Source organism: Lentzea nigeriaca (assembly GCF_016907955.1).
Lineage (GTDB): Bacteria > Actinomycetota > Actinomycetes > Mycobacteriales > Pseudonocardiaceae > Lentzea > Lentzea nigeriaca.
Genome location: NZ_JAFBCX010000001.1, coordinates 608618 through 616452, shown reverse-complemented (window position 1 = coordinate 616452; position 7835 = coordinate 608618). Strand labels below are relative to the sequence as shown.

General features: G+C 71.0%; 1 protein-coding gene. It reads right to left on the bottom strand.

Going from position 1 to position 7835, the window contains the following annotated elements; genetic code table 11:
* Positions 1 to 36: 36 nt before the first annotated feature.
* Entirely contained in the window at positions 37 to 7824 is a 7788-nt protein-coding gene (locus JOD27_RS02105) for a type I polyketide synthase (protein ID WP_239566289.1), read from the bottom strand.
* Between the last annotated feature and the right edge of the window lie 11 nt (positions 7825 to 7835).

Genomic DNA, 7835 nt, shown 5'->3' with positions numbered 1-7835 from the left:
TGGTCCGTCCTCATTTCGTGCGGGCAAACACTGCTTCTACGAGAGGTCGAGCAACTCGTCGTCGATGATGGTCAGGAGGTCCTCGACGGAGACGTTCCGGATGTCGTCGTCCGAAGTGGACGCGGGCTTGCGCAGGCGCGCCAGCACCTTCTCCAGGCGCTCCCGGATGGCGTCGTGGTCGGTGTCGGGGGCCGAGGCCAGCGCGGCTTCGAAGCGGGCGAGCTCGGCCAGCGCGGAACCGTCCACGGAGGACGACAGTCCGGCGAGCAGGTGCTCGGCGACCAGGCGCGGCGTCGGATAGTCGAAGACCAGGGCCGACGGCACGGGCAGGCCCGTCGCGGCCTTGAGGCGGTCGCGCATCTCCACGGCGGTCAGCGAGTCGAAGCCCTGGTCGCGGAACGCTTTCTCGGCGTTGATCGACTCGACCCCCGCGTGGCCCAGCACGGCGGCGGCCTCCGAACGCACCAGGTCCAGCAGTACGCGCGACCGGTCCGCCTCCGACAGGCCGGCGAGCTTCTCCTGCAACGCCACCTCTGCGCCGGACGAATCGGCCTCCGCGGACAGCGCGGCGGCGACCTCGGGAATCGACGAGAGCAGCGGCGACGGCCGGGACGCGGTGAAACCGGGCGCGAAACGGGCCCAGTCGGTGTTGGTGACGGTCAGCACCGTGTCGCCGTCCGACACCGCCTGCACCATCGCCGTGAGGGCGAGCTCCGGGTCCATCGGCAGCACGCCGTGGCGGCGCAGCTGGTCGTAGGTCTCGGGATCGCTCGCCATGCCCGCCTCGGCCCACGCGCCCCACTGCACGGACGTCGCCACCTGCCCCTGGCCGCGGCGGAACTGCGCCAGGCCGTCCAGGTAGGCGTTCGCGGTCGAGTACGCGGGCTGGCCACCGCTGCCCCACGCCGCCGCTCCTGAGGAGAACAACACGAACGCGTCCAGGTCCGAGGTCAGCTCGTGCAGGTTCCGCGCCGACACCATCTTGGCGCGCAACAACTCCCCCAGCTGATCACTCGACAGCTCGGTCAGCGGAGCGTCACCGGAGTCGATCCCGGCGCAGTGCACGACCGCCGACAGGGAAGGCAGCCGCTGCAACAGCTCCGCAAGCGCGGCGCGATCGGCCACGTCACAGGCCTCGACCGAGACCTCGGCACCGAACCCCTCCAGCTGCGCGACGAGATGCTCGACGCCGGGCGTCAGCGGGCCACGACGCGACGTCAGAACGATGTGCGAAGCTCCCCTGGCTGCAAGGGAACGGGCCACGAAACCACCGAGCGCGCCGGTGCCGCCGGTGATCAGGACGGTGCCCGACGGCGTCCAGTCCTCGCCGTGCTCGCCGCGCGGCGCGGGCACCAGCCGGCGGGCGAACACGCCGTTGCCGCGCACCGCGATCTGGTCCTCGCCCAGCGAGTTCGTCAACGCGGCCTGCAGGCCCTGCGCGATCTGGGTGTCCACGCTGCCCGGAAGGTCGATCAACCCACCCCACCGGCGCGGCAGCTCCAGCGCCGCCACCCGGCCCATGCCCCACAACGCGGCCTGCACCGGCGACGTCACGATGTCCCCGTACCCGGTCGACACGGCACCGCGCGTGACAGTCCACAGAGGAGCGTCAATGCTCAGGCTTTGCAACAGCTCCAGGGTTCCGGACAACGGGAAAGGCACGTCACCCGAGTCGTCGGCGACACCGAGCAGCGACACGACACCCGTGAACTCACGACCGGCCGAAGAGGCGATCTCGTCCAACGGCACCGCCACCCCGCCGAGGATCTCGACGACGTCCCGCGTCCACGTGTCCTGCTCCCCCGGTGGCACGACGACCAGCCAGGATCCGGAGAAAGCACCCGACAGGGACAGCCGCGTCCACGACTCGCGGAACCGCCACGAGTCCACCACGGACTGCGACCGCTGCCGGGTCCGCCACGACGACAACGCGGGCACGACCACCGCCGCCACCTCGGGATCGAGGTCCAGCACCGAAGCCAGCTCGTCGTTCTCCACCAGCTGCCAGAACGCCGCGTCCAGCGGATCCGCCGCGCCGGCCACAACCTCGGGCTCCGGCCAGAACCGCGAACGCTGGAACGCGTACGTCGGCAGGTCGACCCGCACCGCTCCGGTGCCCTCGAACAGCCGAGCCCAGTCGACGGACACCCCCGTGACGTGCAGGCGCGCCAACGCCGACACCGCGGAAACCTCCTCAGGCCGGTCGCGGCGCAACACCGGCACGACAGCGGTGTCCAGGGGAACGGCACCGGTCTCGGTCATCTCCGCCACCAGCGCCGACAGCACACCGTCCGGGCCGAGCTCCAGGAACGCCGACACGCCCTGACGCCCCAGCGCCCGCACACCGTCGGAGAACCGCACGGCCTCACGCACGTGCCGCACCCAGTACTCCGGCGAGGTCAGCTGCTCGCGCACGGCGAGCTGCCCGGTCACGTTCGACACGACCGGGATCTGCGGCTCGGAGAACGACAGGCCCTCGACGGCCGCGCGGAAGTCGTCCAGCATCGGGTTCATCAACGGCGAGTGAAACGCATGGCTCACCGGGAGACGCTTAGTCTTGCGGTCCGCGAACCGGCCGGCGACCGCCAGCACCGCGTCCTCCGCGCCCGCGACGACGACCGACCGCGGCCCGTTCACCGCCGCCAGCGACACGCCGGGCCCGAGCAGCGGCAGCACTTCCTCTTCCGTCGCCTGCACCGCGACCATCGCACCGCCGGCGGGCAGGGCCTGCATCAACCGCGCCCGCGCGTCCACCAACCGGCACGCGTCCTGCAGCGGCAACACCCCGGCCACGTGTGCGGCGACGATCTCCCCGATCGAGTGGCCGCCGACGAAGTCCGGCCGCACACCGAACGACTCCACCAGCCGGAACAGCGCCACCTCGATCGCGAACAACGCGGGCTGCGTGTACCGGGTCGCGTTCAGCGCATCGGCATCGTGTCCCCACATCACGTCCCGCAGCGAGACGTCCAGGTGCTCCAGCACCGCGTCGAACGCGGCCGCGAACACCGGGAACCGCTCGTACAGTTCCCGCCCCATGCCGAGCCGCTGCGAGCCCTGCCCGGAGAACAGCACGGCCAGCATCCGCTCCGACGCCACACCACGCGCGATCTCCGCACCGTCCACCACGACAGCGCGGTGCTCCAGCTGCGCCCGCGTCGACACCAGAGACGCGGCCACGTCGAGAGCGGGTGCCTGCACCGACCGCACCCGTTCCAGCTGCGCGTCCAACGCGGGAGAAGTCTTCGCCGACACCACCCACGGCACAACGGACAGCACCGACGTCGGCTCCTCCGGTGTCACCTCGACCTCGGGAGCCTCCTCCAGGATCACGTGCGCGTTCGTGCCGGAGACACCGAAACCCGACACCGCGGCACGCCTCTCCCGCGACACCGCGGGCCACGGCTGATCCGACGTCAGCAGCTCGACACGGCCAGTCCCCCACTCCACGTGCGTGGACGGCTCAGTCACGTGCAACGTGCGCGGCAGAACGCCGTGCCGCAACGCCATCACCATCTTGATCACACCGGCGACACCCGCGGCGGCCTGCGTGTGACCGAGGTTCGACTTCACCGATCCCAGCCACAGCGGCACGTCGCGGTCCTGGCCGTAGGTCGCGAGCAACGCCTGCGCCTCGATCGGATCACCCAGCGTCGTCCCGGTGCCGTGCGCCTCCACCACGTCCACGTCCGAAGTGGACAGACCGGCGGACGCAAGCGCCTGCCGGATCACCCGTTGCTGCGACGGGCCGTTCGGCGCGGTCAACCCGTTCGACGCGCCGTCCTGGTTGATCGCCGACCCCCGCAGCACCGCCAGCACCTGGTGCCCGTTGCGGCGGGCGTCGGACAACCGCTCCAGCACCACGAGACCGGCGCCCTCTGACCAGCCCGTGCCGTCGGCGGAGTCGGAGAAGGCCTTGCAGCGGCCGTCGGCGGACAGCCCGCCCTGACGTGAGAACTCCACGAACGTCTGCGGCGTCGACATGATCGTCACACCACCCGCCAGCGCGATCGAGGACTCCCCCGACCGCAACGACTGCGCCGCCCAGTGCAACGCGACCAGCGACGAAGAACAAGCCGTGTCCACGGTGACGGCCGGCCCCTGCAGGCCCAGCGTGTAGGCGACACGGCCGGACACCACACTTCCCGCGGTGCCGGTCGTCCAATAACCCTCGGTGCCGGCGGGCGCGTCCAGCAGCCCGGCGCCGTAGTCGTGGTACATCACGCCGGCGAACACACCGCCGTTGGTGCCACGCAACGACACCGGGTCGATGCCCGCGCGCTCCAGCGCCTCCCACGACACCTCCAGCAGCAACCGCTGCTGCGGGTCCATCGCCAGCGCCTCCCGCGGCGAGATCCCGAAGAACTCCGCGTCGAACTCGGCGGCGTCGTGCAGGAACCCGCCCGAGCGCGTGTGCGAGGCACCGTCGAACAGCTTCTCCAGGTCCCAGTTGCGGTCCGTCGGAAACGGCGACACGACGTCCGCGCCCGACAGGACGAGCCGCCACAGGTCCTCCGGCGACGCCACTCCACCGGGATACCGGCAGGCGATGCCGATGATCGCGATCGGCTCGTCCGGCACCGCCCGCACCATCTCCAACGGCGCTACGGCAGTGCGTTCACCCAGCAGTTCGGCGCGCAGATGACGCGCCAGCACCGCCGGGGTCGGGTAGTCGAACGCCACCGGCGCCGACAGGTGCAGACCCGTCGCCGCCGTCAGGCGGTTGCGCAGGTCAACGGCCGTAACCGAGGTCAGGCCCAGCTCGCGGAACGTCTTCTTCGACTCCGCCCGCTCCGCACCGGTCAGCCCGAGCACGCCCGCGACCTCGGTGCGCACCAGGTTGAGCAGGAAGATGTCCTGTTCCTCCGGCGACATCGCCACCAGCCGCTGCCGCAACGCGGCGAGGTCGCGCTCGTCCGGCGTCGCGAGCCGCGCCGACACGTCGATCAGGCCGCGCAGCAACGCGGGCACCTCGGTCGACGACGTCTGCTCCCGCAACGCCGCGCTGTTGATCCGCATGATCACGGCCTGCGCCAGCCCCGCCGAGGTCGCGACGTCGAACATCGCGGCGAACTCCTGCGTCGACAGCTCACCGACCCGCGACGCCGTCGTCGGCGCGTCCGTCGACCCGACAGCGAGGAACGTCGCGGCGAGCTCGCGTTTGCGGCGGTAGCGGGCCAGCGCGTCGAGGAACGAGTTCGCGGCCGCCTGCTCTCCCGAGCCGACCAGGCCCAGGGCACCCGCGACCGTGCAGAGCATGACGAACGCGGACACGTCACCGCTCTTCGTGAGCTGGTGCAGGTTCACCGCACCGTCCACAACGGACCGGAACACGTTCTTGTCCCGCGACAGCGACGGCTTCGCCGGGTGCTCGCCCTCGCTGTGCACCACTGCGGTGATCGGCCGTTTCAACCTGCCCAGCACCTCGGCCAGCGCGGCGCGGTCCGCCACGTCGCAGGCCGCCACCGCGACCCGTGCCCCCAGCTCGGACAGCTCCGACTCGAGCTGCGCGGTCGCGGTGTCCCCACGGCCGCGCGGGCTGATCAGCAACAGGTGCCGTGCGCCATAGGCCGCAACGAGATGCCTGGTCAGCGCGGCACCCATCGTGCCGTCCGCGCCTGTCACGACCACGGTGCGCTTCGGGTCGATCCGCAGCACCTCGTCGCTGTCGACCGACGCCGACACCCGCTTGAGCCGCGGCATCAGCGCTATCCCCGACCGGATCGCGAGCTGCGGCTCATCAGCGGCTACCGCGAGCGGCAGAACTCCCGTGGAGGAAGGCAGATCGTCGATGTCGATCAACGTGAACCGGTTCGGGAACTCGACCTGCATCGACCGCAGCAATCCCCACACCGGCGCGTGCACGAGATCACGCACGTCCTCGACACCGGCGGCGACCGCGCCACGGGTCAGCACGAGGAGCCGGGAGTGCGCGAACCAGTCGTCGTTCACCCAGGTCCGCAGCACGCCGGCGACCTTCCGCAACGCCTCCTGCGCGGCCGTGGTGAGCTTGCCGCCGGTGTCCATGTCGTCGGGGCAGCACAGCACCGCCACGTCCGGCGCGGGTTCGCCGTCCACAACGGACACGTGCAGAGCGGCGGCATCGGGGTAGGTGGCGACGTGAACACCGGACGAGGCAAGGGAAGCGGTCAGGCCGAACATGTCCGGGCCGACGACCGCCCAGCGCTTCGCCAGTTCGAGCGAGGTCGTGCGGACCGACGGCATCGGCGCCCAGTCCATGCGCAGCAACGACTCGTGCTGCCCACCACTCGCGGCCCGCAACCGGGCCGGGCGGTCGAGCAGCACGTGCCGCGTGATCTTGCCGGACGTCGTGCGCGGGATGTGGTCGATCTCGTACAGCTCTTCGGGAACCTTGAAGTTCGACAGCTGCTCGCGGCAGGCGTCGTACAGGCGCACGGGATCGAGGCCCTGTTCGCCGGGCACGACGAACGCGATCGGCACCTCGCCGAGGATGTCGTGCGGCTTGCCGACCACCGCGGCGTCCGCGACACCGGGCACGCGCAGCAGCACCTCCTCCACCTCGCCGGGGTGGATGTTCTCGCCGCCGCGGATGATGAGCTCCTTGACCCGGCCGGTGATCGTCAGGTAGCCGTACAGGTCGCGGCGCGCCAGGTCACCGGTGCGGTACCAGCCGTTCGGCATCGCCTGCGCCGTCGCCTCCGGCTGGTTGTGGTAGCCCGCCATGAGACTCGGTCCGCGCACCCACACCTCGCCCTCGGCCTCCGCGTCGACGTCCGAGCCGGTGTCCGGGTCGACCAGCCGCACCGCGAGGCCCGGCACCGGCAGGCCGCACGAGCCGGGAATCCTGGTGCCGTGCGCCCAGTTCACCGCGATCAGGCCGCACGTCTCGGTGCTGCCGTACCCGTCGAGCAGCGCGACCCCGAACAGCGCCTCGAACTCGACGCGCAACGCCGCCGGGCACGGCGAACCCGCGGTGAGACACCGGGTCAGCGCGCTCGACGACACCTCACGTGTGCGCGCGACTTCCAGAAGATGGTGGTACATGGCGGGAACACCGCACAGGAACGTGTAGTCGTCGCCTGCCAACGCGGTCAGCACCTCGTCGGCGGCGAACCCGTCGAGAATGCGGGCCGTCGCGCCGACGGCGGTGACGCCGACGACACACAGCACGTGCGCGAGCGAGTGGTGCAACGGCAAGGGCCACAACACCTTGTCGTCGTGGTTCAGGCCGATCACCGGCGCGTAGCAGGCGGCGACGGACCACAGGCAGCTGCGCTGGGTCGACAGCACGCCCTTCGGTTTTCCCGTGGTGCCGGAGGTGTAGAGCATGAACGCCACGTCGTCGAGGCCCTGGTCGTCGCGCGCCGGAACAGCGGGATCCTTCGACATCAGTTCCTGGTACGACACAAGGGAGTCGCCGCGCGGCAGCGGTTCGTCGCCGCTGACCACGATCTGGAGGTAGGGACGGCCCGGCAGCAGCTTGCGGACCTGGTCGAGGTGCGCGAAGTCCGTGATCACGACACGGGCGCCGCTGTCGTCGAGCACGTAGGCGAGCTCGGCGTCGGCGGAGTGCGGGTTGAACGGCACCGCGACCCCGTTCGCGCGCGTGACGCCGAGGTAGCTCTCGATGATGTCGACGCTGTTGCCCAGGAAGATCAGGGCCCGGTCACCCGGCTGCAGCCGCAGCCCGGCGAGGTGCCCGCCGAGCCGCCGGGTCCGCCGCTCCAGTTCCGCGTACGTGACCGCGCGCCGCGAGTCGGCGAACGCGACCTTCTCCTGCGCGTTCGCGGCGTGGTATCGCAGCAGGTCGGACAACGGCCGGATCAGCTCGGTTCGAAACATCCCGACAGCGC

What these genes read in the sequence shown, in the direction of transcription:
- JOD27_RS02105 (WP_239566289.1), bottom strand. Translation starts at nt 7,824, where the DNA reads ATGTTTCGAACCGAGCTGATCCGGCCGTTGTCCGACCTGCTGCGATAC.